General features: G+C 64.5%; 21 protein-coding genes. 12 read left to right on the forward strand and 9 right to left on the reverse strand.

Annotated elements, in window-relative coordinates; genetic code table 11:
- Window positions 1-3 precede the first annotated feature (3 nt).
- The 3 genes from AC2CGW_RS22090 to AC2CGW_RS22100 all read left to right on the forward strand — a co-directional run bounded on the left by AC2CGW_RS22090 (window position 4) and on the right by AC2CGW_RS22100 (window position 3,686).
- Window positions 4-681 carry a response regulator gene (locus tag AC2CGW_RS22090; RefSeq protein ID WP_054892914.1) on the forward strand — a complete coding sequence of 226 codons (678 nt, stop codon included), beginning with the start codon at window positions 4-6 and terminating at the stop codon, window positions 679-681.
- Complete coding sequence (locus AC2CGW_RS22095) at window positions 678-2,024, forward strand: ATP-binding protein (RefSeq protein WP_484574604.1); 1,347 nt, start codon at window positions 678-680, stop codon at window positions 2,022-2,024. The genes AC2CGW_RS22090 and AC2CGW_RS22095 overlap by 4 nt, the downstream gene beginning before the upstream one ends.
- A 336-nt stretch (window positions 2,025-2,360) precedes the next feature.
- Complete coding sequence (locus tag AC2CGW_RS22100; protein WP_186666971.1) at window positions 2,361-3,686, forward strand: dicarboxylate/amino acid:cation symporter; 1,326 nt, start codon at window positions 2,361-2,363, stop codon at window positions 3,684-3,686.
- Window positions 3,687-3,781: 95 nt separating this feature from the next.
- On the opposite strand, the gene AC2CGW_RS22105 is transcribed toward AC2CGW_RS22100, so the two are convergent.
- Complete coding sequence (locus AC2CGW_RS22105) at window positions 3,782-4,303, reverse strand: SprT family zinc-dependent metalloprotease (protein ID WP_272979761.1); 522 nt, start codon at window positions 4,301-4,303, stop codon at window positions 3,782-3,784.
- Window positions 4,304-4,403: 100 nt separating this feature from the next.
- Entirely contained in the window at window positions 4,404-5,003 is a 600-nt protein-coding gene (locus AC2CGW_RS22110) for a Yip1 family protein (protein ID WP_054892910.1), read from the reverse strand.
- Between the two features lie 252 nt (window positions 5,004-5,255).
- Between AC2CGW_RS22110 and ttcA the strand changes: the two genes are divergently transcribed.
- Window positions 5,256-6,080 (forward strand): tRNA 2-thiocytidine(32) synthetase TtcA, encoded by an 825-nt coding sequence (gene ttcA / locus AC2CGW_RS22115; protein WP_186666969.1) that lies wholly within the window; start codon window positions 5,256-5,258, stop codon window positions 6,078-6,080.
- Window positions 6,081-6,084: 4 nt separating this feature from the next.
- On the forward strand, window positions 6,085-6,756 hold the full coding sequence (locus AC2CGW_RS22120; RefSeq protein WP_186666968.1) for a DNA-3-methyladenine glycosylase I: 672 nt from the start codon (window positions 6,085-6,087) through the stop codon (window positions 6,754-6,756).
- A gap of 75 nt (window positions 6,757-6,831) precedes the next feature.
- On the opposite strand, the gene AC2CGW_RS22125 is transcribed toward AC2CGW_RS22120, so the two are convergent.
- Genes AC2CGW_RS22125 through arsC form a run of 3 tightly spaced genes read right to left on the reverse strand, consistent with a single transcriptional unit; the run spans window position 6,832 to window position 8,187 of the window.
- Window positions 6,832-7,239 carry a DUF2069 domain-containing protein gene (locus tag AC2CGW_RS22125; RefSeq protein WP_411383975.1) on the reverse strand — a complete coding sequence of 136 codons (408 nt, stop codon included), beginning with the start codon at window positions 7,237-7,239 and terminating at the stop codon, window positions 6,832-6,834.
- Window positions 7,232-7,837 carry an NAD(P)H:quinone oxidoreductase gene (gene wrbA, locus AC2CGW_RS22130; protein WP_186666966.1) on the reverse strand — a complete coding sequence of 202 codons (606 nt, stop codon included), beginning with the start codon at window positions 7,835-7,837 and terminating at the stop codon, window positions 7,232-7,234. The genes AC2CGW_RS22125 and wrbA overlap by 8 nt, the downstream gene beginning before the upstream one ends.
- The gene (gene arsC / locus AC2CGW_RS22135; protein ID WP_186666965.1) at window positions 7,834-8,187 is read right to left on the reverse strand and encodes an arsenate reductase (glutaredoxin); all 354 of its coding nucleotides are present in this window, start codon (window positions 8,185-8,187) and stop codon (window positions 7,834-7,836) included. The genes wrbA and arsC overlap by 4 nt, the downstream gene beginning before the upstream one ends.
- A gap of 87 nt (window positions 8,188-8,274) precedes the next feature.
- Between arsC and AC2CGW_RS22140 the strand changes: the two genes are divergently transcribed.
- On the forward strand, window positions 8,275-8,742 hold the full coding sequence (locus tag AC2CGW_RS22140) for a TlpA disulfide reductase family protein (protein ID WP_186666964.1): 468 nt from the start codon (window positions 8,275-8,277) through the stop codon (window positions 8,740-8,742).
- 140 nt (window positions 8,743-8,882) lie between these two features.
- On the opposite strand, the gene AC2CGW_RS22145 is transcribed toward AC2CGW_RS22140, so the two are convergent.
- The 4 genes from AC2CGW_RS22145 to AC2CGW_RS22160 are packed head-to-tail and all read right to left on the reverse strand — an operon-like array spanning window position 8,883 to window position 13,524.
- A complete protein-coding gene (locus AC2CGW_RS22145; protein WP_186666963.1) occupies window positions 8,883-9,287 on the reverse strand; it encodes an META domain-containing protein in 405 nt (134 codons plus the stop codon).
- Window positions 9,284-9,721, reverse strand: coding sequence for a hypothetical protein (locus AC2CGW_RS22150; RefSeq protein WP_063543577.1), 438 nt, complete (start codon window positions 9,719-9,721; stop codon window positions 9,284-9,286). The genes AC2CGW_RS22145 and AC2CGW_RS22150 overlap by 4 nt, the downstream gene beginning before the upstream one ends.
- A 25-nt stretch (window positions 9,722-9,746) precedes the next feature.
- A complete protein-coding gene (locus tag AC2CGW_RS22155) occupies window positions 9,747-10,736 on the reverse strand; it encodes a 2-hydroxyacid dehydrogenase (protein WP_484574605.1) in 990 nt (329 codons plus the stop codon).
- Window positions 10,737-10,767: 31 nt separating this feature from the next.
- Window positions 10,768-13,524 carry a response regulator gene (locus tag AC2CGW_RS22160; protein WP_484574606.1) on the reverse strand — a complete coding sequence of 919 codons (2,757 nt, stop codon included), beginning with the start codon at window positions 13,522-13,524 and terminating at the stop codon, window positions 10,768-10,770.
- Window positions 13,525-13,727: 203 nt separating this feature from the next.
- On the opposite strand from AC2CGW_RS22160, the gene AC2CGW_RS22165 reads away from it, so the two are divergent.
- The 6 genes from AC2CGW_RS22165 (at window position 13,728) to mazG (ending at window position 21,513) form a co-directional block, all read left to right on the forward strand.
- Window positions 13,728-14,444 (forward strand): response regulator transcription factor, encoded by a 717-nt coding sequence (locus AC2CGW_RS22165; RefSeq protein ID WP_484574607.1) that lies wholly within the window; start codon window positions 13,728-13,730, stop codon window positions 14,442-14,444.
- Between the two features lie 2 nt (window positions 14,445-14,446).
- On the forward strand, window positions 14,447-15,880 hold the full coding sequence (locus AC2CGW_RS22170) for a sensor histidine kinase (RefSeq protein ID WP_186666959.1): 1,434 nt from the start codon (window positions 14,447-14,449) through the stop codon (window positions 15,878-15,880).
- Window positions 15,881-15,975: 95 nt separating this feature from the next.
- The gene (gene cysM, locus AC2CGW_RS22175; RefSeq protein WP_484574608.1) at window positions 15,976-16,875 is read left to right on the forward strand and encodes a cysteine synthase CysM; all 900 of its coding nucleotides are present in this window, start codon (window positions 15,976-15,978) and stop codon (window positions 16,873-16,875) included.
- The gene (gene rlmD / locus AC2CGW_RS22180) at window positions 16,875-18,239 is read left to right on the forward strand and encodes a 23S rRNA (uracil(1939)-C(5))-methyltransferase RlmD (protein ID WP_186722347.1); all 1,365 of its coding nucleotides are present in this window, start codon (window positions 16,875-16,877) and stop codon (window positions 18,237-18,239) included. Before cysM ends, rlmD begins: the two co-directional genes overlap by 1 nt.
- A 96-nt stretch (window positions 18,240-18,335) precedes the next feature.
- Window positions 18,336-20,576 (forward strand): GTP diphosphokinase, encoded by a 2,241-nt coding sequence (gene relA, locus AC2CGW_RS22185; protein ID WP_186708445.1) that lies wholly within the window; start codon window positions 18,336-18,338, stop codon window positions 20,574-20,576.
- 103 nt (window positions 20,577-20,679) lie between these two features.
- Window positions 20,680-21,513, forward strand: coding sequence for a nucleoside triphosphate pyrophosphohydrolase (mazG, locus tag AC2CGW_RS22190; RefSeq protein ID WP_186666955.1), 834 nt, complete (start codon window positions 20,680-20,682; stop codon window positions 21,511-21,513).
- Window positions 21,514-21,522: the final 9 nt, after the last annotated feature.

Consider the following 21,522-nt stretch of genomic DNA (forward strand, 5'->3'; position numbering starts at 1 on the left):
GGCATGAAATTGCTGGTGGTCGAGGACGAGGCGCTGCTGCGCCATCATCTGTATACACGTCTGGGCGAGACCGGGCATGTGGTGCAGGCGGTGGGCGATGCCGAAGAGGCGCTCTACCAGGCCGAGCAGTACAACCATGACCTCGCCGTGATCGACCTGGGCTTGCCGGGCATGAGCGGGCTGGACCTGATCCGCCAGTTGCGCAGCCAGGACAAGACGTTCCCCATTCTGATTCTCACCGCCCGCGGCAACTGGCAGGACAAGGTCGAAGGCCTGGCCGCCGGTGCCGACGACTATGTGGTCAAGCCTTTCCAGTTCGAAGAGCTGGAGGCGCGCCTGAACGCGTTGCTGCGTCGCTCCAGTGGCTTTACCCAGTCGACCATCGCTGCCGGCCCGCTGGTGCTGGACCTCAATCGCAAGCAGGCGACACTGGACGAGCAGCCCCTGGCGCTGACCGCCTATGAATACCGGATCCTCGAATACCTCATGCGCCATCACCAGCAGGTGGTGGCCAAGGACCGTCTGATGGAGCAGCTCTACCCGGACGACGAGGAGCGCGATCCCAACGTCATCGAGGTATTGGTCGGCCGTTTGCGCCGCAAGCTCGAGGGCGACAACGGCTTCAAACCCATCGACACCGTGCGCGGCCTGGGCTACCTGTTCACCGAGCGCTGCCGATGATCCGTTCGCTGCGCCTGCGCCTGATGCTGGCCGCAGCGCTGCTGGCCCTGCTGTTCATGCTGGCGCTGCTGCCGGCGCTGCAGAAGGCCTTCAGCCTGGCCCTGCAGGAGTCGATCGAGCAGCGCCTGGCCTCGGATGTCACCACCATGATCTCGGCGGCGCGCATCGAGCATGGGCATCTGCAGATGCCCGAGCTGCTGCCCGACGAGCGCTACAACCTGCCCAACATGGGCCTGCTTGGCTACATCTTTGACCGCGAGGGCCGGCTGGTCTGGCGTTCACGCGCCACCGCCGACAAGCACATCAACTATCAACCCCGCTATGACGGTCGCGGCAGCGAATTCGCGCGAATCCGCCAGGACGACGGTGACGAGTTCTTCGTCTATGACGTCGAGGTCAAGCTGCTCGGTGGCAAGAGCGCAGCCTTCAGCATCGTTGCCCTGCAGCCGGTGCGCGAGTACCAGCACACCCTCGACGGCCTGCGCGAGAAACTCTACCTGGGCTTTGGCGCGGCCCTGCTGGCATTGATGGTGCTGCTCTGGGCTGGTCTGACCTGGGGGCTGCGGTCGTTGCGCCGGTTGAGTCACGAACTGGATGAAGTGGAGAGCGGCGCCCGTGAGGGGCTGAGCCGTGAGCACCCGCGCGAACTGCTGCGCCTGACCGGCTCGCTGAACCGCCTGCTGCACAGCGAGCGCGAGCAACGTCAGCGTTATCGCGACTCGCTGGATGACCTGGCACACAGCCTCAAGACCCCGCTGGCGGTGCTGCAGGGGGTTGGCGAAAGCATGGGCCAGCGCAGCGGCGAACGCGAACAGGCGCGGGTGCTGCAAAGCCAGATCGAGCGCATGAGCCAGCAGATCGACTACCAGTTGCAACGCGCCAGCCTGCGCAAGAGCGGCCTGGTGCGGCACAAGGTACGCCTTGCGCCGGTGCTCCACAGCCTGTGCAACACGCTGGACAAGGTCTATCGCGACAAGCGTGTCACCGTCACCCTGAGTGTTCCCGCGCAAGCCTGGGTGCCGATCGAAGAGGGTGCCTTGCTCGAGCTGCTCGGCAACCTGCTGGAGAACGCCTATCGGCTGTGCCTGGGGCAGGTGCGGGTGAGCCTGGAGGCGCTGCCCGGGCAGCAGGTGTTGTGCGTGGAGGATGATGGTCCGGGTGTGCCCGCAGGCCAGCGCGAACGTATCCTGCAGCGCGGCGAGCGCCTGGACCGGCAGCATCCGGGGCAGGGGATCGGGCTTGCGGTGGTCAAGGACATCATCGACAGCTTCGATGCCCGGCTTACGCTGGATGATTCGCCCCTGGGCGGGGCGGCATTCAGGATCGTGTTCAGCCTGGAGTGAGCTTGCGGGCAGGCTAGCTCCCGCAGGTGAGGCTTTCCTGCATCATGCCCCGCATCGGGCGGATTCCCGCCATCGGCCTTGTACGAATTTCGCCACCGGGCGGAAATCCGCCAACCCACCCCTGTCGATTCGCCCTGTCCTTGGGCAGAAATTTCCCGAAAACACTGGTCTTGCACCCAATCCGGGCATTTTGGCATCACCCTTGCTAAAGATCTGGCAGAGGCCTGCTCAGGCAGCTCGAACACAACGACAAATCCCTCCAGGTGCAGGAGGGTTCGCGCTTTAGGTGCCTCGCCCTGGGAAGGGTGAAACGGCACACTTGAGGATCATTAAGCCATGACGAAACGTCAGCCGCTGTACAAGTCCCTGTATGTCCAGGTGATCGTTGCAATCACCATCGGTATTCTGCTCGGCCACTACTACCCCGAAACCGGTGTCGCCCTCAAACCCCTGGGTGACGGCTTCGTCAAACTGATCAAGATGGTCATCGCCCCGATCATCTTCTGCACCGTGGTCAGCGGCATCGCCGGCATGCAGAGCATGAAGTCGGTCGGCAAGACCGGCGGCTATGCGCTCCTGTACTTCGAGATCGTCTCCACCATCGCCCTGATCATCGGCCTGGTCGTCGTCAACGTGGTTCAGCCTGGCGCTGGCATGCACGTCGACGTCAGCACCCTGAACGCCAGCAGCGTCGCAGCCTACGCCGCCGCCGGTGCGCAGCAGACCACCGTTGGCTTCCTGCTCAACGTCATCCCTAACACCGTGGTCGGTGCCTTCGCCAACGGCGACATCCTCCAGGTGCTGATGTTCTCGGTGCTGTTCGGCTTCGCCCTGCATCGCCTGGGCAGCTACGGCAAGCCAGTGCTCGAGCTGATCGACCGCTTCGCCCATGTCATGTTCAACATCATCAACATGATCATGAAGCTGGCGCCGGTCGGTGCCTTCGGTGCCATGGCCTTCACCATCGGCCAGTACGGCGTGGGTTCGCTGGTGCAGCTGGGCTACCTGATGGCCTGCTTCTACATCACCTGCCTGGCGTTCATCCTGATCGTCCTCGGCGGTATCTGCCGCGCCCACGGTTTCAGCGTCCTCAAGCTGATCCGCTACATCCGTGAAGAACTGCTGATCGTACTGGGTACTTCCTCCTCGGAATCGGCCCTGCCACGCATGCTGACCAAGATGGAGCGCCTGGGCGCGAAGAAATCCGTGGTTGGCCTGGTGATCCCGACCGGCTACTCGTTCAACCTGGACGGCACCTCGATCTACCTGACCATGGCTGCGGTGTTCATCGCCCAGGCCACCGATACCCCCATGGACATCACTCACCAGATCACCCTGCTGCTGGTGCTGCTGGTCGCGTCCAAAGGTGCTGCTGGCGTTACCGGTTCGGGCTTCATCGTCCTGGCCGCCACCCTGTCCGCCGTTGGCCACCTGCCAGTTGCCGGCCTTGCGCTGATCCTGGGTATCGACCGCTTCATGTCCGAAGCCCGCGCCCTGACCAACCTGATCGGCAACGCCGTTGCCACCGTGGTCGTGGCCAAGTGGGTGAAGGAACTGGACACCGACAAGCTGCAATCGGAACTGGCTTCCGGCGGTGCACCGCTGGTTGAAACCCGTCCGACCGACGACCTGGGCGTTGCTGAAGGCCCGGCTACTCGCTGATAGCGGTTGTAGTGATGCGAAAGAGGCGACCTTCGGGTCGCCTTTTTTCATGCCCGGTTTTTGTGGTGATCAGACTGGCCCGCAAATGCGTTGGGTCATTCGACGCGTGTCTCGCCGCTGTACACGAGGATCTCCCGGCAGCGCCGGCACAGGTAGCGCCGGCCCTGGCGCACCAGCTTGTGTCGCTGTGCGCTGAAGGGGAAGTCGCTGTCCGGGCAGGGGCAGCGGTAGATGTAGCGGGTTGCCACACGGCGCTGCACCTCATAGTTGTGGCAGCGGTTGGGCGGCAGTTCGTACACCCCGCGCATGATCAGTTGCCACTCCTCGCCATGGGCCTGGATGCGGTCGCCGAACAGTTGGTGGGCGATCAGGTGGGCGACTTCATGGGCCACGGTCTGGCGCAGGAAATCATCCTGGTTCTCGCGGTACAGCTGCAGGTTGAAGCGCAGCAGGTTCTCGTGCAGATGGGCGACACCGGCCTTCTGGCCGCGCAGTTTGAAGCTGACTTCCGGGCGGGGGAAGGGGCGTTTGAAGAAGGTTTCGGCTTGCTGGTAACAGGTTTCGACGCGTTGCTTGAGTTGCTCGGGCATGGCGGGATGATTCTCCTGACGCGCCATTATGCCGCAAGCCCTGCACGCTTGCCGAGCCGCCGGTCAGCACGAAGCCAGAAGCCGCCAAAACGGCGGCCCCTGGCCCGACGCCCCAGTGTTTGTGTTTCTAATTGGTGTAGACCGGCCCCACGCCAAGCCCCCAGATGATCACGGTGGCGGCCATGATCGCCACCAGCACCACCAGGCCCACCGCCAGCACGGAGCTGGAGAACAGGAAGCCCTCGTCAGTGGGGATGTTCATGAAGGTCGGTAGCCCGACATACAGCAAGTAGACCGTGTAGCAGATGGCCGCTGTCCCCAGCAGCATGCCAAGCCACAGGTGGGGGTAGAGCGCCGCCAGGCCGCCGAGGAACAGTGGCGTGGCGGTGTAGGTGGCAAAGGCGATGCATTGCGCCATAGAGGGGTTGGCATCGTAGGTGCGCGCCATCCAGTGGATGAAGGCCCCCATCACCGCCACCCCGGCAAGCATTGCCAGGTAGGACATGACGCTCATCCATAGCGCGCTTTCCATGGTCAGCATCACCGGTGGTCGGTCACCGATCACCCAGCCGACCTGAGTGGTGCCGATAAAGGCGGACACCGCCGGAATCGCCGCCAGGATCAGGGTGTGGGTCAGGTACATATGGCTGATGCTTTCTTCTTCGCCACGAATCTCCCGCCATTCCTGGTCGGGATGGGTAAACAGTCCCAGAACGTGATGGATCATGCCGGTCACTCCTATCGTCGTTGCCAAACGCCCCCCAAGCGGAGCGCCTGTGGCTCGAGGCCAGGCAACCGATCAAGCGGTAATATGGCCTTATGTCGCAGTATAGGAAGCAGAACCCGGCATAAACGCGGCTTTTTAGAGCAAATCGCGCTGTCGGCGGCGCTGTTGATTCTTTATCGGAATGGCCTACGCCTGTGCTCGGTTTGTGCGTAAAATAGCCGGCTTTTGTCACACCTCGCGGATCCAAGCGCTATGGGCACCCTCTCGGTCAACCAGAACAAACTGCAAAAACGCCTGCGTCGTCTCGCCGGCGAAGCCATCACCGACTACAACATGATCGAGGATGGCGACAAGGTCATGGTCTGCCTGTCCGGCGGCAAGGACAGCTACACCATGCTCGATGTTCTGCTGCACCTGCAGAAGGTGGCGCCGATTTCGTTCCAGATCGTCGCGGTGAACATGGACCAGAAGCAGCCAGGCTTCCCCGAGCATGTGCTGCCTGCCTACCTGAAGACCCTCGGCGTCGAGTACCACATCGTCGAGAAGGACACCTACTCGGTGGTCAAGGAACTGATCCCCGAAGGCAAGACCACCTGTTCGCTGTGCTCGCGCCTGCGCCGTGGCACGCTGTACACCTTCGCCGACGAGATCGGTGCGACCAAGATGGCGCTCGGTCACCACCGCGACGACATCGTCGAGACCTTCTTCCTCAACATGTTCTTCAATGGCGCGCTCAAGGGCATGCCGCCCAAGCTGCGCGCCGACGACGGCCGCAACGTGGTGATCCGTCCGCTGGCCTACTGCAGCGAGAAGGATATCCAGGCTTATTCCGACATGAAGGAATTCCCGATCATCCCGTGCAACCTGTGCGGTTCGCAGGAGAACCTGCAGCGCCAGGTGGTCAAGGACATGCTGGTGGAGTGGGAGCGCAAGCATCCGGGCCGTACCGAGAGCATCTTCCGCGCCCTGCAGAACGTCGCGCCGTCGCAACTGGCCGACCGCAACCTGTTCGACTTCACCAGCCTGAAAATCGACGAGAGCGCCACTCCGCGCTTCCTCGACGTGCTGAACATCTGAACCCATGCGCGATTACCAGTGGCTGCACGAGTACTGCCTCAATCGCTTCGGCTCGTCCAAGGCGCTCGAAGCCTTCCTGCCGCAACCGCGCACGCCGGCGCAACTGCGCGACATCACTGACGACCGCTACCTGTCGACCCTGGCCCTGCGCGTGTTCCGCGCCGGGCTCAAGCACAGCCTGGTGGACGCCAAATGGCCAGCGTTCGAGCAGGTGTTCTTCGGTTTCGACCCCGAGAAAGTGGTGCTCATGGGCGCCGAGCACCTGGAGCGCCTGATGCAGGACGAGCGCATCATCCGCCACTTGGGCAAGCTCAAGAGCGTGCCGCGCAATGCGCAGATGATCCTCGATGTAGCGAAGGAGAAGGGTAGTTTCGGTGCCTTCATCGCCGACTGGCCCGAGACCGATATCGTCGGGCTGTGGAAGTACCTGGCCAAGCATGGCAACCAGCTGGGTGGGTTGTCGGCGCCGCGCTTCCTGCGCATGGTCGGCAAGGATACCTTCATCCCCACCGAGGACATGGCCGCGGCATTGATCGCGCAGAAGGTGATCGACAAGCCGCCCACCAGCCAGCGCGACCTGGCGCTGGTGCAGCAGGCGTTCAACCAGTGGCATGAAGAGAGTGGCCGGCCGCTGTGCCAGTTGTCGGTGATGCTGGCGCATACCGTCAATCATTGAGGTTTGCGGCGCCTGCTTCGCGGGCAAGCCCGCTCCTACAGAGCCGGCTTGCCCGCGAATGCCGCACCCGGTGTTCTATTCCCCCGCCAGCCGCCGCTCGTGCTGAAACTTCCAGCGCACGTACAGCAAACCGCTGACGAACAACCCCAGGCTCACCAGCACCTCGACCCAGCCAAACAGCGCCCGGGCCGGGTCGAACGCTGCCAGCACGCCCTTGATGAAATAGATGTTCACCACGAAGCAGGTCCAGGCATGCGCCCGGGCGCTGCCGCTGAGCATGCCTGGCAGCAGTAGCAGCAGAGGGATCAGCTCGATGGCCAGGATCACTTCGACCCGCGCCCCATGCAGGTCGGCGAACCACAGGTTGTTCACCACCAGCAAGGCGATCAGGCCGAAGAAGCAGGCCAGGCTCAGCGCCCGGGTCAGGCGCAGGCGTGGGGCCAGCCAGTCGAGTGCAGGCAGGGCCTTGGGCTTCCTAGCCACGCTCGCCACCCAGGGCCTTGGCAGTGTTGGCCAGGCGTTGGCCGAGCGCCCTGCACAGGGCGATCTCGTGTTGGTCCAGTTCGCGTTTGCCATCGGCACCAGCATGATGGCTGGCGCCGTAGGGCGTGCCGCCGCCACGGGTTTCGAGCAGGGCCGATTCGCTGTAGGGCAGGCCGGTGACCAGCATGCCGTGGTGCATCAGCGGCAGCAGCATCGACAACAGGGTGGTTTCCTGGCCGCCGTGCAGGCTGGCAGTGGAGGTGAATACCGCCGCTGGCTTGCCGACCAGTTCACCGCCCAGCCACAGGCTGCTGGTGCCGTCGAGGAAGTACTTGAGCGGCGCGGCCATGTTGCCGAAGCGCGTCGGGCTGCCCAGGGCCAGGCCCGCGCAGTGGCGCAGGTCGTCGAGGGTGGCATAGAGCGCGCCGCTGGCGGGGATGTCCGGGGCCACGGCTTCGCACTCGCTGGAAATCGCCGGCACGGTGCGCAGGCGCGCTTCCAGGCCCGCCATCTCGACACCGCGGGCGATGTGCCGGGCCATCTCGCTGGTGGAGCCGTGGCGGCTGTAGTACAGGACCAGGATGAAGGGATCGCTCACGGCAGGATCTCCAGGACTTTCTCGGGGGGCCGGCCGATCACGGCCTTGTCGCCGGCGACCAGGATCGGGCGTTCGATCAGTTTCGGATGCTGGACCATGGCGTCGATCAGTTGCGCGTCGGTGAGCGCTGGGTTGGCCAGGTCCAGGGCCTTGTATTCGTCTTCGCCGCTGCGCAACAACTGGCGTGGGCCGATGCCGAGCTTGCCGAGCAGCGCCTTGAGCGTGGCGGCGTCGGGCGGGGTTTCGAGGTAACGCACCACGGTCGGGGCCAGGCCGCGTTCTTCCAGCAGTTCAAGGGCGCCGCGGGATTTGGAGCAGCGCGGGTTATGATAGAGGGTCAGATCGGTCATGACGGGTCGCATCCAGCTGGGTTTGGCGGCTATTCTAACCGCAGCGACCGACATTTCATGCTTTAAAACTTCGAGAAGGATTGACCCATGGCAAGGCGTTTGGCAGCTGCACTGGCCATCACCGCGAGTCTTTTGCTCGGCGGCTGCGGTGCGGACTACGGCGTGGACCAGCACGGCAATACGGTGAAGGCCGAACAGATCGACGGTCACTGGCTGGTGCTCAATTACTGGGCCGAGTGGTGCGGACCGTGCCGCACCGAGATCCCTGAACTGAATACGGCGGCCAAGCAATGGGACGCCCAGGGCATCAAGGTGGTCGGGGTGAACTTCGACGGGCTGCAGGGCGATGACCTCAAGCAGGCCGCGCAGGCCCTGGGCATCGACTTCACCGTGCTGGCCCAGGACCCGGCCGAGCGCTACGAGCTGCCTCGCAGCGAAGCACTGCCGGTGACCTACATCATCGACGACAAGGGCAAGGTGCGTGAGCAGTTGCTCGGCGAGCAGACGCTCGAAGGGCTGCAGGCGAAGATCAAGGCGCTCAAGGGCGACGCCTGACCTGTTGTCGGGGCTGCTTCGCAGCCCATTCGCGGCACGAGGCCGCTCCTACAAGAGCTCCGCAATTTCTGAATACTGCGGTGTTACTTGTGGGAGCGGCCTCGTGCCGCGAATGGGCCGCGCAGCGGCCCCGATGCACTTCAGCCTTCCTCAGGCCAGAAGCGCAGCGGCTTGCCTTCGGCCGGCCAGAAACGGATCTGCTCGATCGCCGACACATCCCAGCGCTGCACCGTCTCCAGTGCCTGGAGGAAGCGTTTTTCCTGCTCCATCAATGCCGGTGCACACAGCTTGCGGGTCTTGCCGATCTTGCCGAAGCTCAATTGCTCGCCGTCCAGCGTATAGCTGGCGAACCAATGGTTGCAGCCGGCATTGCCGTAGGCGCGGCCATCATTGGCCAGGGTTAGCGTCAGGTGGCTGTAGTCGATCAGCGGGCGTTCGCCGATCCATTCCAGCACATAGCTGCGCTCCTGCTGCAGTTTGGATGGCTGCGCCGCGCAGCCGAACAGGCCGCCGAGCAGCGCGGCGCAGATCAACAGGTGTTTCACTGGGCGCTTCCCTGGCAGTTGCGGCACAGGTGACGCTCGCCCTGGCTGCTCCAGCCCAGTTCCGCGATGCGTGCATTGGCGGCGGGCTGGCGGGCCTTCTTGCCGAGCTTGGCATCGACGGCGAATTCGAAGTCGAGCACGGCCTCGCAACTGTCGCACTTGACCTGCCAGGTGAGGATTTCCAGTTCGTTGAACACCGGGCCGCTGGCCACGGCAACCCACTGGCCGCGAGGGTTGATCAGGTGACGGACGCTCTCGACGGTCAGGCGCATGGACAGGTCCTTGCTGCCTTTGAGCGTCACCAGCAGGACGTCGCCTTTATGCATCGATCCGCCGTTGCCGGTCACCTGGTAGCGACCTGGCACCAGTGCACGGCATTCGATCAGGGTGTGTTGCGGGTTGAAAAGGGTGTAGCGGAAATCGTGCTCGACCATGGGTCCTCCAGAAATGCCGCGTATCCTACCCTGTGACCGTGTTTTGCGCATCGCCTGCTGCCCAGCGGGCGATGTTGTCCAGGGTGGTCGCGGCGATCGCCTCCAGGGCTTCGCGGGTCAGAAACGCCTGGTGTGCGGTGACGATCACGTTGGGGAAGGTCAGCAGCCGCGCCAGCACGTCGTCCTGCAGTGGCAGGTCGGAGCGGTCCTCGAAAAACAGTTGCGCCTCTTCTTCATAGACATCCAGGCCCAGGTAGCCGAGCTGGCCAGACTTGAGCGCGTCGATCAGCGCCGGGGTATCGACCAGCGCACCGCGCCCGGTGTTGATCAGCATGGCACCGGGCTGCAGGCGCGCGAGGCTCTCGGCGTTGATCAGGTGACGGGTATGCTCGGTCAGTGGGCAGTGCAGGCTGATGATTCGCGCCTGGCCGAGCAGTTCGGGCAGTTCCAGGTAGCGGGCGCCGAGGGCCAGCAGCTCGGGATTGGGGTAGGGGTCGTAGGCCAGCAACTGGCAGCCGAAGCCGGCCATGATGCGGGCGAACGCAGCACCGATCTGCCCGGTGCCGACCACGCCGACAGTCTTGCCGTGCAGGTCGAAGCCGGTCAGGCCATGCAAGGTGAAGTCGCCTTCGCGGGTGCGGTTGTAGGCGCGGTGCAGGCGGCGGTTGAGGGCCAGGATCAGCGCCACCGCGTGTTCGGCCACGGCGTGCGGCGAATAGGCCGGGACGCGCACCACTGTCAGCCCCAGGTGTGCTGCGGCCGTCAGGTCAACATGGTTGTAGCCCGCCGAACGCAAGGCGATCAGCCGTGTACCGCCGTTGGCCAGGCGTTGCAGGACGTCGGCGCCCAGATCGTCGTTGATGAAGGCGCAGACCACCTCGAAACCCTGGGCCAGCGGTGCGGTGTCCGGGGTGAGGCGGGCGGCTTGGAAATGCAGCTCCAGCGCGCTGCTGGCAGCGGCCTGGGTGAAACTTTCCTGGTCGTAGTGCTGGCTGCTGAACAACAGGACGCGCATGGTGGGGATTCCTTCGGTGTGTCGTCGACGATCAGGCACTCAGGTGCGCCTGCTCCGCCAGCCGGTGGATGGCGCGCTCCAGGTCATCCAGCGCCTGCAATGCCTGCGGGCTGTCCTGCTTGAGCAGGGTCTCGCTGCGCTGACAGGCCGCCCGCAACTGTGGGACGCCGCAGTAGCGCGAAGCGCCGTTGAGGCGATGCACGCGCTCGATCATTGCCGAGCGATCACCTTGTTCGCGGGCGTTGCGGATGGCCTGGCGATCACCTTCCAGCGAGGCCAGCAGCATCGCCAGCATGTCGGCGGCCAGGTCCGCTTTACCGGCCGCCAGGCGCAAACCCTCTTCGTGGTCGAGCACCTTGAGCTCGTTGCCATCGGGGAAACGTTCAGTGGCGCGGTCAAGCGAGGGCGTGCCGAGGCTCAGGCCGGTCCACTTCATCACCACCTGGGCCAGTTGGCGCTCGCTGATCGGCTTGGTCAGATAATCATCCATGCCACTGTGCAGCAGGGCGCGCTTTTCGTTGGCCATGGCGTGGGCCGTCAGGGCGACGATGGGCAGAGGTGGGCTACTCTGGCTGGTTTCCCAGCGACGGATCTGCTCGGTGCAGGCGCAGCCGTCCATGCCGGGCATCTGCACATCCATCAGCACCAGGTCGAAGGGCTCATCCTGCACGGCCTGAACTGCCGAAAAGCCGCTGTCCACCGCCACCACTGCGGCGCCCATGCCTTCGAGCAGGGTCTGCACCAGCAGCAGGTTGGCCGGGTTGTCGTCGACGCAGAGAATCCTCGGCACCCGTGAGCCGGCCGTATACCGCGGTTCGCTGCTGGGGCGGGTCGGTTGCACCAGTTCCAGCAGCAAGCGGCGCAGCTTGCGGGTGCAGGTGGGCTTGGACAGCAGTTGGCCATGGGCATTGGGCAGGAATGGGTGATACAGCGCCTGCTCGGTGGTCGGGCACAGCACCACGCACTGGCAGCCCAGGCGTTCGAGTTGTTGGTGGTACTGGCCGAGCTGGTCGGGCGAGAGGTTGGCCAGGTTGGCGCCAAGCACGGCGAACTCGAAGGGTTGGCCGGCCTGGCTGGCGGCCTGCACCCCTTGCAGCAACTGCTCGAACGACGAGAACAGGCTGACGCTCAGGCCACAGTCTTCGAGCTGGTGCTCCAGGGCCTGACGGGCCAGTTCGTGGCCGTCGACGATCGCTGCGCGACGGCCCAGCAGCGCTTGCAGGGGCAGTTCCTCGGTGTCGTCATGGGCCTTGGGCAGGCTCAGGTTGATCCAGAACTGCGAGCCTTCGCCCGGCGTGCTGTCGACACCGATTTCGCCCCCCATCTGTTCGATCAGGCGCTTGGAAATCACCAGCCCAAGGCCGGTGCCGCCGGGTTGGCGCGACAGCGAGTTGTCGGCCTGGCTGAAGGCCTGGAACAGGGTGCGCACGTCCGCCGGTGACAGGCCGATGCCAGTGTCCTGCACGCTGATGCGCAGTTGCGCGGTGTCTTCGTGCTCGTCTTCGACCATGGCGCGCACGACGATCGTGCCTTCACGGGTGAACTTGATGGCGTTGCTCACCAGGTTGGTGAGGATCTGCTTGAGCCGCAGCGGATCGCCGACCAGCGACAAAGGCGTGTCGCGGTACACCAGGCTGACCAGCTCCAGCTGTTTGGCGTGGGCCGCTGGGGCGAGAATGGTCAGGGTGTCCTGGATCAGGTCGCGCAGGTTGAAGGGGATGCTGTCGAGCACCAGCTTGCCGGCTTCGATCTTGGAGAAGTCGAGAATCTCGTTGATGATCCCCAGCAGGTTGTCGGCGGATTTTTCGATGGTGCCCAGATAGTCGAGCTGTCGAGGCGTGAGCTCGCTTTTTTGCAACAGGTGGGTGAAACCGAGAATGCCATTGAGCGGGGTGCGAATCTCGTGGCTCATGTTGGCGAGGAATTCGGATTTGATCCGGCTGGCCTCCAGGGCCTCCTTGCGCGCCATGTCCAGCTCGATGTTCTGGATCTCGATGGTCTCCAGGTTCTGGCGCACGTCCTCGGTGGCCTGGTCGATGCTGTGCTGCAGCTCTTCGTGGGCGTTGTGCAGGGTTTCGGCCATGCGGTTGATGCCAGCCGCCAGCTCGTCCAGCTCGACACTGCCCATCGGCGGCAGACGTTCTTCGAGGTTGCCCTCCTTGAGCTGGGTGACCGCGTGCTTGATGCGCCCGATCGGGCCGTTGATCGCCCGGCTCATGCGCAGTGCCAGCAGCACCGTGAGGCTCAGGCAGGCGAAGATCAGCAGCAGGCTGGTGAACAGGTTGCGATAGCCGCGCAGGAGCGTGCCATCGTGGGACAGTTCGATTTCGACCCAGCCAAGCAAGCGCTCGGATTCGTTAGGCACGGCTTCGGTGGCCAGGTCACGGTGATGGCCGAAAACCGGCATCAGGTAGCGCGTGGCGTCGTTGCCGGTGCGTTGCAGCAGTTGCGTACCGGTGCCGCCGCTGGGCGGCTGGTTGAGCATGCTGGGGCCGGCATGGGCCAGGCGCGAACGGTCCGGGGCCAGGAAGGCCACGGCACGTACATCGGTCTGCTCCAAAGCCTCGGCGGCAATGCGCTCGAGCTGCGCTGGCGCTTCCTGAGCCAGGGCGGGGGCTGCGAGCGGTGCCAGTTGCTCGGCGATCATCTTGCCGCGTTGCAACAGCTGGGTGCGCAGTTCGTTCTGCTGCAACCAGGTGAAATAAATGCCCAGCACCAGCGCCATCAGCCCGGCGGGCAGTAGGGCCAGCAGCAGGACGCGGCTTCTGATTCCCATACGATCGAGCACACCTGTCTCCTGTCATGTGCGTGCGGGCCGTCGCGAGTGGACGGGATCCCGCAGAACGTTACTCCGCGCGCAGCGGTAATGCACTTTGTTTGTGCGGGTTTTTTATGCCGCACGGCGCTTGCCGGGGCATTGGTCGACACTCGGTTGCCAGAACGGCGTCCCTCGCCAATAATCGCGCAACTGAGAATTCATGGCAGATGCCAATGCATACCGTATCCATTCACGACTCAAGCATCCTCGCCATCGAGGACGATCCGGTGCTCGGCGCCTACCTGCACGAGGAGTTGCAGCGCGGCGGTTTCCGCGTGACCTGGTGCCGTAACGGCCTGGAAGGCTTGGAAACTGCTGGCCGCGAGGCCTTCGATGTGGTGTTGCTGGACATCCTGCTGCCCGGGCTCAACGGTCTGGACACCCTGGCGCAACTACGCCGGCGCAGTGCCACGCCAGTCATCCTGATGTCGGCGCTGGGGGCCGAGGCGGACCGTATCAGCGGTTTCCAGCGCGGTGCAGACGACTACCTGCCCAAGCCCTTCAGCATGGCCGAGCTGCGTGTGCGCATCGAGGCGATCCTGCGTCGGGTCGCCCTGGAGCGCCGTCATCAGGCGCCGCGTGACGTTCTGCCGGGGCAGCTGCATTTCGACGAACAGGCCTGCGACGTGACGCTCGACGGGCAGCCAGCAGGGCTCACGCCCAGCGAGTACCGCCTGCTCGACATCCTCAACCGCAGCCAGGAGGAGGTGCTGAGCAAGCCCTTCCTTTATCAGCAGGTCCTGCAGCGGGGCTATTCGCGCCATGATCGCAGCCTGGACATGCATGTCAGCCAGATCCGTCGCAAGCTAAAGGGCATCGGTTATCACGAGCGCCAGGTGCGCACGGTATGGGGCAAGGGCTACGTGTTCTGTGCGGGCGAGGCAGACTGAGGATGCTCGAGCGTCGATCGCTGTTCTGGAAGCTGGCGGTGCTGCTGGTGGGCTTCTGCCTGCTGATGATCGGCCTGAGCTACACCTGGGGCCGGCACATGGAAACCCAGAACGCCTTCCTGTCGGAGCCTGCCCGGCACCTGCTGCGCGGTTACGCCGCCGAGGCCGAGCAGGCCTGGAACCAGGGCGGTCGCGAAGGCCTCGACCGCTGGTTGCTGGACATGCGCCAGCGTGAGTCGGGCTGGATCGGGGTGCTCGATGGCAACTTGCGACCGCTCGCCGGCGCTCGCTTGTCCACTGAGGAAATCCAGCGCCTGACCCGTCTGCGCGGCGTCGACTGGCCGATGAGCAGGCGCAGCGTCGACCAGCCCTGGCTGCGCCTGCCGTTCCCCCATGCCCCTGAGCAAGGCATGCTGGTGATCGAGTTGCCCCAGCGCCTGACCCCCGGCCAGTATCGGCTGTTCTGGCGGATCATCACCAATGGCGTGATGCCGGGGCTGTTCACCCTGCTGTTGTGCGTAGGCCTCTACCGGATGCTGATCGTGCCGCTGAACCAGTTGCGCGAGCAGGCCAATGCCTGGCGTGCTGACCAACTGTCGGCGCGGCTCGATTCGCGCACCATCGGCCGTGACGACGAGCTGGGCGAACTGGCGCGTGCCTTCGACCAGATGGCCGAGCGCCTGCAGAGCACCGTGGCCCTGCAGCAGCAACTCTTGCGCGACTTGTCCCACGAGATGCGCACGCCCCTGAGCCGCCTGCGTGTGGCCTGCGAGGGCGAGACCGACGTCGCGCGCCTGCGCGAACGCCTCGGGCGGGAACTGGATTGCATGCAGCAACTGGTCGAGGACACCCTGCAACTGGCCTGGCAGGATGCCGAGCGTGCGCCGATGAACCTTGAGCCCATCCAGCTTCAGGCCCTGTGGGACCTGCTGGTGGAGAATGCCTGCTACGAAAGCGGCTGGGCGGCGCAGCGGTTGCAGTGCACGTTGCCGGCCAGTTGTTGGGTGGAGGGCAACCTCAACCATTTGGCCCAGGCGCTGGAGAACATGCTGCGCAATGCCATCCGCCACTCGCCGCACGACGGAGTGGTGCGCCTGAGTGGCCAGCGCGAGGGCAATCACTGGCAGTTGTTCCTGGAGGATGAGGGCGGCGGGGTGGACGAAGACGATCTGGAAAGGATCTTCGCGCCGTTCTCCCGTCTCGACGGCTCGCGCCCCGGGGATGGAGGCTTTGGGCTGGGGCTGAGCATCGCCCGCAGTGCGATCCAGCGTCAGGGCGGGAGGCTGTGGGCCGAGAACGGGCAGCGAGGGTTGCGACTGTGCATGCGCCTGCCGTGTATCGACAGTGGGTTTCTCGCGGATCAACCCGCTCCCCCGAAGGCGTTCGATGTTCTTGTGGGGGTAGGGTTGTCCGTGAAGAACGCACCGCCCATATAACGGTCTGCTATATGCCCCAGCAATTGCGTGATATGGCCACGCGTCCTTTGCCGGTATGATAGGCGCCCCTGCCGTCCTGATTGCGAAACACGCCCATGACCTTGCAGTACCCAACCATCGCCGATTGCGTCGGCAACACCCCTCTGGTTCGCCTGCAGCGTATCGCCGGACAGACCAGCAATACCCTCCTGCTCAAGCTCGAAGGCAACAACCCGGCCGGCTCGGTCAAGGACCGCCCGGCGTTGTCGATGATCACCCGCGCCGAACTGCGCAACCAGATCAAGCCTGGCGACACCCTGATCGAGGCGACTTCCGGCAACACCGGTATCGCCCTGGCCATGGCGGCGGCGATCAAGGGCTACAAGATGATCCTGATCATGCCCGACAACTCCACGGTCGAGCGCAAGGCGGCGATGACCGCCTATGGCGCCGAGCTGATCCTGGTGACCAAGGAAGAGGGCATGGAAGGGGCGCGCGATCTGGCCGAAAAGCTGCAGGCCGAAGGTCGCGGCCTGGTGCTTGACCAGTTCGCCAACGGCGACAACCCGATTGCCCACTACAACAGCACCGGCCCGGAGATCTGGCAGCAGACCCAGGGCAGCATCACCCACTTCGTCAGTTCCATGGGCACCACCGGCACCATCATGGGCTGCTCGCAGTACCTCAAGGAACAGAACCCGGCGGTGCAGATCGTCGGCCTGCAACCGATGGAAGGTTCGGCCATTCCGGGTATCCGCCGCTGGCCGGAGGAATACCTGCCGAAGATCTTCGACGCCACTCGTGTCGATCGGGTGATGGACATGTCCCAGCAGGAAGCCGAAGACACCACCCGTCGCCTTGCACGCGAAGAGGGCATTTTCTGCGGAGTGTCCTCCGGCGGTGCGGTCGCGGCGATGCTGCGCCTGTCCCGTGAAGTGGAAAACGCCGTGATGGTCGCGATCATCTGCGACCGCGGCGACCGTTATCTCTCCACCGGCCTGTTCGACGCAACCTGATGTCCAGAAAGAAAAGCAACAGTAGCGGCCTGCGCTTCCAGCCAGCCGGCGGCGATCGCACCCCACAGGTGCCGGTAGGCAAGAAGCAACGCCTGGACATCGAGCGCCTGGCCGGTGACGGACGCGGCATCGCCTTTGTCGAAGGGCGCACCTGGTTCGTCAGCGGCGCCCTGGCAGGTGAGGCGGTCGAGGCGCGGGTGCTCAATGCCCGCGGCAAGATCGTCGAAGCACGCCTTGAGCGCGTGCTGCAGGCCAGCCCCGAGCGGCGCGAGGCGCCGTGTCGGCATTACGCCCGCTGCGGCGGTTGCAACCTTCAGCACCTGCCCCACGAGGGCCAGCTGGCGCTCAAACAGCGCCTGCTTGCCGAGCAGTTGCAGCGTGTCGCCGGTGTGCAGCCTGAGGAGTGGGCCGCGCCGCTGGCGGGGCCGGAATTCGGCTACCGCCGCCGCGCGCGCATCGCCGTGCGTTGGGATGTGAAGGCGCGGGAGCTGCACGTCGGTTTTCGTGCCGAAGCCAGCCAGGACATCATCGCCATCGACGAATGCCCGGTGCTGGTACAACCCTTGCAAACCATCCTGCGTCACCTGCCGACCGTGCTGCGCAGCCTGAGCAGGCCTCAGGCACTGGGGCATGTGGAATTGTTCAGCGGCACGGCCGAGGCGGTGCTGGTACGCCATGTAGCGCCGCTGGCCGATGGCGACCTGGCGCGCCTGCAGGCGTTCTGCGAGCAGTCGGGTGCGCAACTGTGGCTGCAGGGCGAGGGTGAGCCGGCGCCACATGATGGCGCCGCGACACTTGGGTTTGACCTTGCCCCTTGGGGGCTGGAGCTGGCCTGGCGACCTGGCGACTTCGTGCAGGTCAATGCCCAGGTCAACACCCTGATGATCCAACAGGCGCTGGCGTGGCTTGCGCCGCAACCGGATGAACGGGTACTGGACTTGTTCTGTGGCCTGGGCAATTTTGCCCTGCCGCTGGCTCGCCAGGCCCGTGAAGTGGTGGCGGTGGAAGGTGTGCAGGCGATGGTCGATCGGGCCGCCGCCAACGCCGCGAGCAACAATGTGCATAACGCACGGTTTTTTCAGGCCGATTTATCGCAGTCTTTGGCAGGTGCCGAATGGGCCGCCGAGGGCTTTTCTGCGGTACTCTTGGACCCACCGCGCGACGGTGCCTACGAGGTGGTGCAAAGCATCGCTCGCCTCAAGGCCAAGCGGCTGGTCTATGTATCGTGCAACCCCGCCACGCTGGCGCGAGATGCGCAGGTGCTGGTCGGCCAGGGGTACCGGTTAAAAAGGGCCGGGATTCTCGACATGTTTCCTCAGACGGCGCATGTCGAGGCCATGGCGTTATTCGAAGTGGGCCAGTAACGGCTGGCCCCTTGGTGTGGCTTCCACGGATGGGAAGCGGCACGGTTGATTGTCAGTGCACCCGTGAGGTGCGCTGTATGGAAAGGTAAACGGAACATGGTACAGGTGAGAGTGCACCAGCCGGTCAACACCGACGGCAGTATCAATCTCGAAGCATGGCTGGATCATGTGGTGAGCGTCGACTCGGCGCTGGATCGCACGGCGCTCAAGGAGGCCTGCGATTTCGCCCAGGAAGTCGAGAAGAAGGGCAACCCGGCCAAGCATTCCTGGGCCGACGGGACGTCGAGCTTCCAGGCGGGGCTCGAGATCGCTGAAATTCTCGCTGACCTCAAGCTCGACCAGGACTCGCTGGTCGCCGCCGTGATCTATCGCTCGGTCCGCGAAGGCAAGGTCACCCTGGCCGAGGTCGGCCAGCGTTTCGGCCCGGTGGTCTCCAAGCTGATCGACGGCGTGCTGCGCATGGCGGCCATCAGTGCCAGCCTCAGCCCGCGCCAGTCGCTGGTGCTGGGCTCGCAGGCGCAGGTCGAGAACCTGCGCAAGATGCTCGTGGCCATGGTCGACGACGTGCGCGTCGCCCTGATCAAGCTGGCTGAGCGGACCTGCGCGATCCGCGCGGTGAAGGCCGCCGATGACGAAAAACGCCTGCGCGTGGCGCGCGAGGTGTTCGACATCTACGCACCGCTCGCTCATCGCCTGGGCATCGGCCATATCAAGTGGGAGCTGGAGGATCTGTCCTTCCGCTATCTGGAGCCCGACCAGTACAAGCAGATCGCCAAGCTTCTGCACGAGCGGCGGCTGGACCGCGAGCGCTTCATCAGCGATGTGATGAACCAGTTGCAGAACGAGCTGCTGGCCACCGGGGTCAAGGCCGACATCAGCGGCCGGGCGAAACACATCTATTCGATCTGGCGCAAGATGCAGCGCAAGGGCCTGGAGTTCAGCCAGATCTACGACGTGCGTGCGGTGCGCGTGCTGGTGCCGGAAATCCGCGACTGCTACACCGCGCTGGGTATCGTCCACACCTTGTGGCGCCACATTCCGAAGGAGTTCGACGACTACGTCGCCAACCCCAAGGAGAACGGCTACCGCTCGCTGCACACCGCGGTGATCGGCCCCGAGGGCAAGGTGCTGGAGGTGCAGATCCGCACCCATGGCATGCACGAAGAGGCCGAACTGGGCGTCTGTGCGCACTGGAAGTACAAGGGCACCGACGTCAAGTCCAGCTCCAACCACTACGAAGAGAAGATCTCCTGGTTGCGCCAGGTGCTGGAGTGGCACGAGGAACTGGGCGACATCGGCGGGCTGGCCGAACAGCTGCGGGTCGACATCGAGCCGGACCGGGTCTACGTGTTCACCCCTGACGGCCACGCCATCGACCTGCCCAAGGGCGCCACGCCGCTGGACTTTGCCTACCGGGTGCACACCGAGATCGGCCACAACTGCCGTGGCGCCAAGATCAACGGGCGCATCGTGCCGCTGAACTACAGCCTGCAGACCGGCGAGCAGGTGGAGATCATCACCAGCAAGCAGGGCAGCCCGAGCCGCGACTGGCTGAACTCCAACCTGGGCTACGTCACCACCTCGCGGGCGCGGGCCAAGATCGTCCACTGGTTCAAGTTGCAGGCGCGCGACCAGAACGTCGCTGCCGGCAAGACCCTCATCGAGCGCGAACTCAGCCGCCTGGGCCTGCCACAGGTGGATTTCGAGCGCCTGGCGGAAAAGGCCAACGTCAAGACCGCCGAGGACATGTTTGCCGCCCTGGGGGCTGGCGACCTGCGTCTGGCGCACATGGTCAACGCCGCCCAGCAACTGCTGGAGCCGGAGCGCATCGATCCGGTCGAGCTGGTGCCACGACCGGCGCGCGGAGCCCGATCGGGCAAGCGCAACGACATCCAGATCCAGGGCGTAGGCAACCTGCTCACGCAGATGGCCGGTTGCTGCCAGCCGCTGCCGGGCGATGCCATCGTCGGCTACATCACCCAGGGCCGCGGCGTGAGCATTCACCGCCAGGACTGCGCCTCGGTGCTGCAGTTGGCGGGCAAGGAGCCGGAGCGCATGATCCAGGTGAGCTGGGGGCCGATTCCGGTGCAGACCTACCCGGTCGACATCGTCATCCGCGCCTACGACCGCCCGGGCCTGCTGCGCGACGTTTCGCAGGTGCTGCTCAACGAGAAGATCAACGTGCTGGCGGTCAATACCCGCTCGAACAAGGAAGACAACACCGCGCTGATGTCGCTGACCATCGAGATTCCAGGCCTGGATGCGCTGGGGCGCTTGCTCGGACGGATCTCGCAGTTGCCGAACATCATCGAGACGCGGCGTAATCGTACGCCTTGAGACTGCGTCGCCTCCATCGCGGGCAAGCCCGCTCCTACGGGTGCAGCGTGATCCCTGTAGGAGCGGGCTTGCCCGCGATGAAGGCACCGCCGAAGGACCTGTAATGACCTACACTCTAGACGACCTGCTCCACCTCATGGCCCGCCTGCGCGATCCGCAGTACGGCTGCCCCTGGGACCTTGAGCAGGACTACACCAGCATCGTCAAGCACACCCTCGAGGAAGCCTACGAGGTGGCCGACGCCATCGAGCAGGGCGACTTCGCGCAGTTGCAGGGCGAGCTCGGCGACCTGCTGTTTCAGGTGGTCTACTACAGCCAGCTGGCGCGGGAGGAGGGGCGTTTCGAATTTGCCGGTGTGGTCGATTCGATCACCCGCAAGCTGATCCGCCGCCACCCGCATGTATTCCCCACCGGCGATCTCTACGCCGCACCCGACATCCCGCGCTTGAGCGAGGCGCAGGTCAAATCGCGCTGGGAGGAGATCAAGGCCGAAGAACGCGCCGAGAAGAGTACCCCCGAACAGCTCTCGCTGCTCGACGATGTACCCGGCGCCTTGCCGGCACTGTCGCGCGCGACCAAACTGCAGAAGCGCGCGGCCACCGTCGGCTTCGACTGGCCCGAGGCGTTACCGGTGCTGGACAAGGTGCGCGAGGAGCTCGACGAGGTGTTGCAGGCCATGGCCGATGGCGATGAGCAGGCACTGGAGGACGAAGTCGGCGACCTGCTGTTCGCCGCCGTGAACCTGGCCCGTCACCTCAAGCAGGATCCGGAAAACGCACTGCGCCGCGCCAACCGTAAATTCGAACGACGTTTCCGCTTCATCGAGCAGGCATTGCGCGACACTGGCCGACCGATCGAAGATTGTAACCTTGACGAGTTGGATGCCCTCTGGGGTGAAGCCAAGCGTCAGGAAAAGAACCTGCCCAGCTGCGGCTGAGCCGATGCA

This window comes from Pseudomonas sp. SYWMCR5 (assembly GCF_057197165.1).

Excerpts from the sequence above, each read along its gene's own strand:
- AC2CGW_RS22090 (WP_054892914.1), top strand. The coding sequence starts at position 4 with ATGAAATTGCTGGTGGTCGAGGACGAGGCGCTGCTGCGCCATCATCTG.
- AC2CGW_RS22095 (WP_484574604.1), top strand. The coding sequence starts at position 678 with ATGATCCGTTCGCTGCGCCTGCGCCTGATGCTGGCCGCAGCGCTGCTG.
- AC2CGW_RS22100 (WP_186666971.1), top strand. The coding sequence starts at position 2,361 with ATGACGAAACGTCAGCCGCTGTACAAGTCCCTGTATGTCCAGGTGATC.
- AC2CGW_RS22105 (WP_272979761.1), bottom strand. The coding sequence starts at position 4,303 with ATGGCGCGTCAGGAGAATCATCCCGCCATGCCCGAGCAACTCAAGCAA.
- AC2CGW_RS22110 (WP_054892910.1), bottom strand. The coding sequence starts at position 5,003 with ATGATCCATCACGTTCTGGGACTGTTTACCCATCCCGACCAGGAATGG.
- ttcA (WP_186666969.1), top strand. The coding sequence starts at position 5,256 with ATGGGCACCCTCTCGGTCAACCAGAACAAACTGCAAAAACGCCTGCGT.
- AC2CGW_RS22120 (WP_186666968.1), top strand. The coding sequence starts at position 6,085 with ATGCGCGATTACCAGTGGCTGCACGAGTACTGCCTCAATCGCTTCGGC.
- arsC (WP_186666965.1), bottom strand. The coding sequence starts at position 8,187 with ATGACCGATCTGACCCTCTATCATAACCCGCGCTGCTCCAAATCCCGC.
- AC2CGW_RS22140 (WP_186666964.1), top strand. The coding sequence starts at position 8,275 with ATGGCAAGGCGTTTGGCAGCTGCACTGGCCATCACCGCGAGTCTTTTG.
- AC2CGW_RS22150 (WP_063543577.1), bottom strand. The coding sequence starts at position 9,721 with ATGGTCGAGCACGATTTCCGCTACACCCTTTTCAACCCGCAACACACC.
- AC2CGW_RS22155 (WP_484574605.1), bottom strand. The coding sequence starts at position 10,736 with ATGCGCGTCCTGTTGTTCAGCAGCCAGCACTACGACCAGGAAAGTTTC.
- AC2CGW_RS22165 (WP_484574607.1), top strand. The coding sequence starts at position 13,728 with ATGCATACCGTATCCATTCACGACTCAAGCATCCTCGCCATCGAGGAC.
- AC2CGW_RS22170 (WP_186666959.1), top strand. The coding sequence starts at position 14,447 with ATGCTCGAGCGTCGATCGCTGTTCTGGAAGCTGGCGGTGCTGCTGGTG.
- cysM (WP_484574608.1), top strand. The coding sequence starts at position 15,976 with ATGACCTTGCAGTACCCAACCATCGCCGATTGCGTCGGCAACACCCCT.
- rlmD (WP_186722347.1), top strand. The coding sequence starts at position 16,875 with ATGTCCAGAAAGAAAAGCAACAGTAGCGGCCTGCGCTTCCAGCCAGCC.
- relA (WP_186708445.1), top strand. The coding sequence starts at position 18,336 with ATGGTACAGGTGAGAGTGCACCAGCCGGTCAACACCGACGGCAGTATC.
- mazG (WP_186666955.1), top strand. The coding sequence starts at position 20,680 with ATGACCTACACTCTAGACGACCTGCTCCACCTCATGGCCCGCCTGCGC.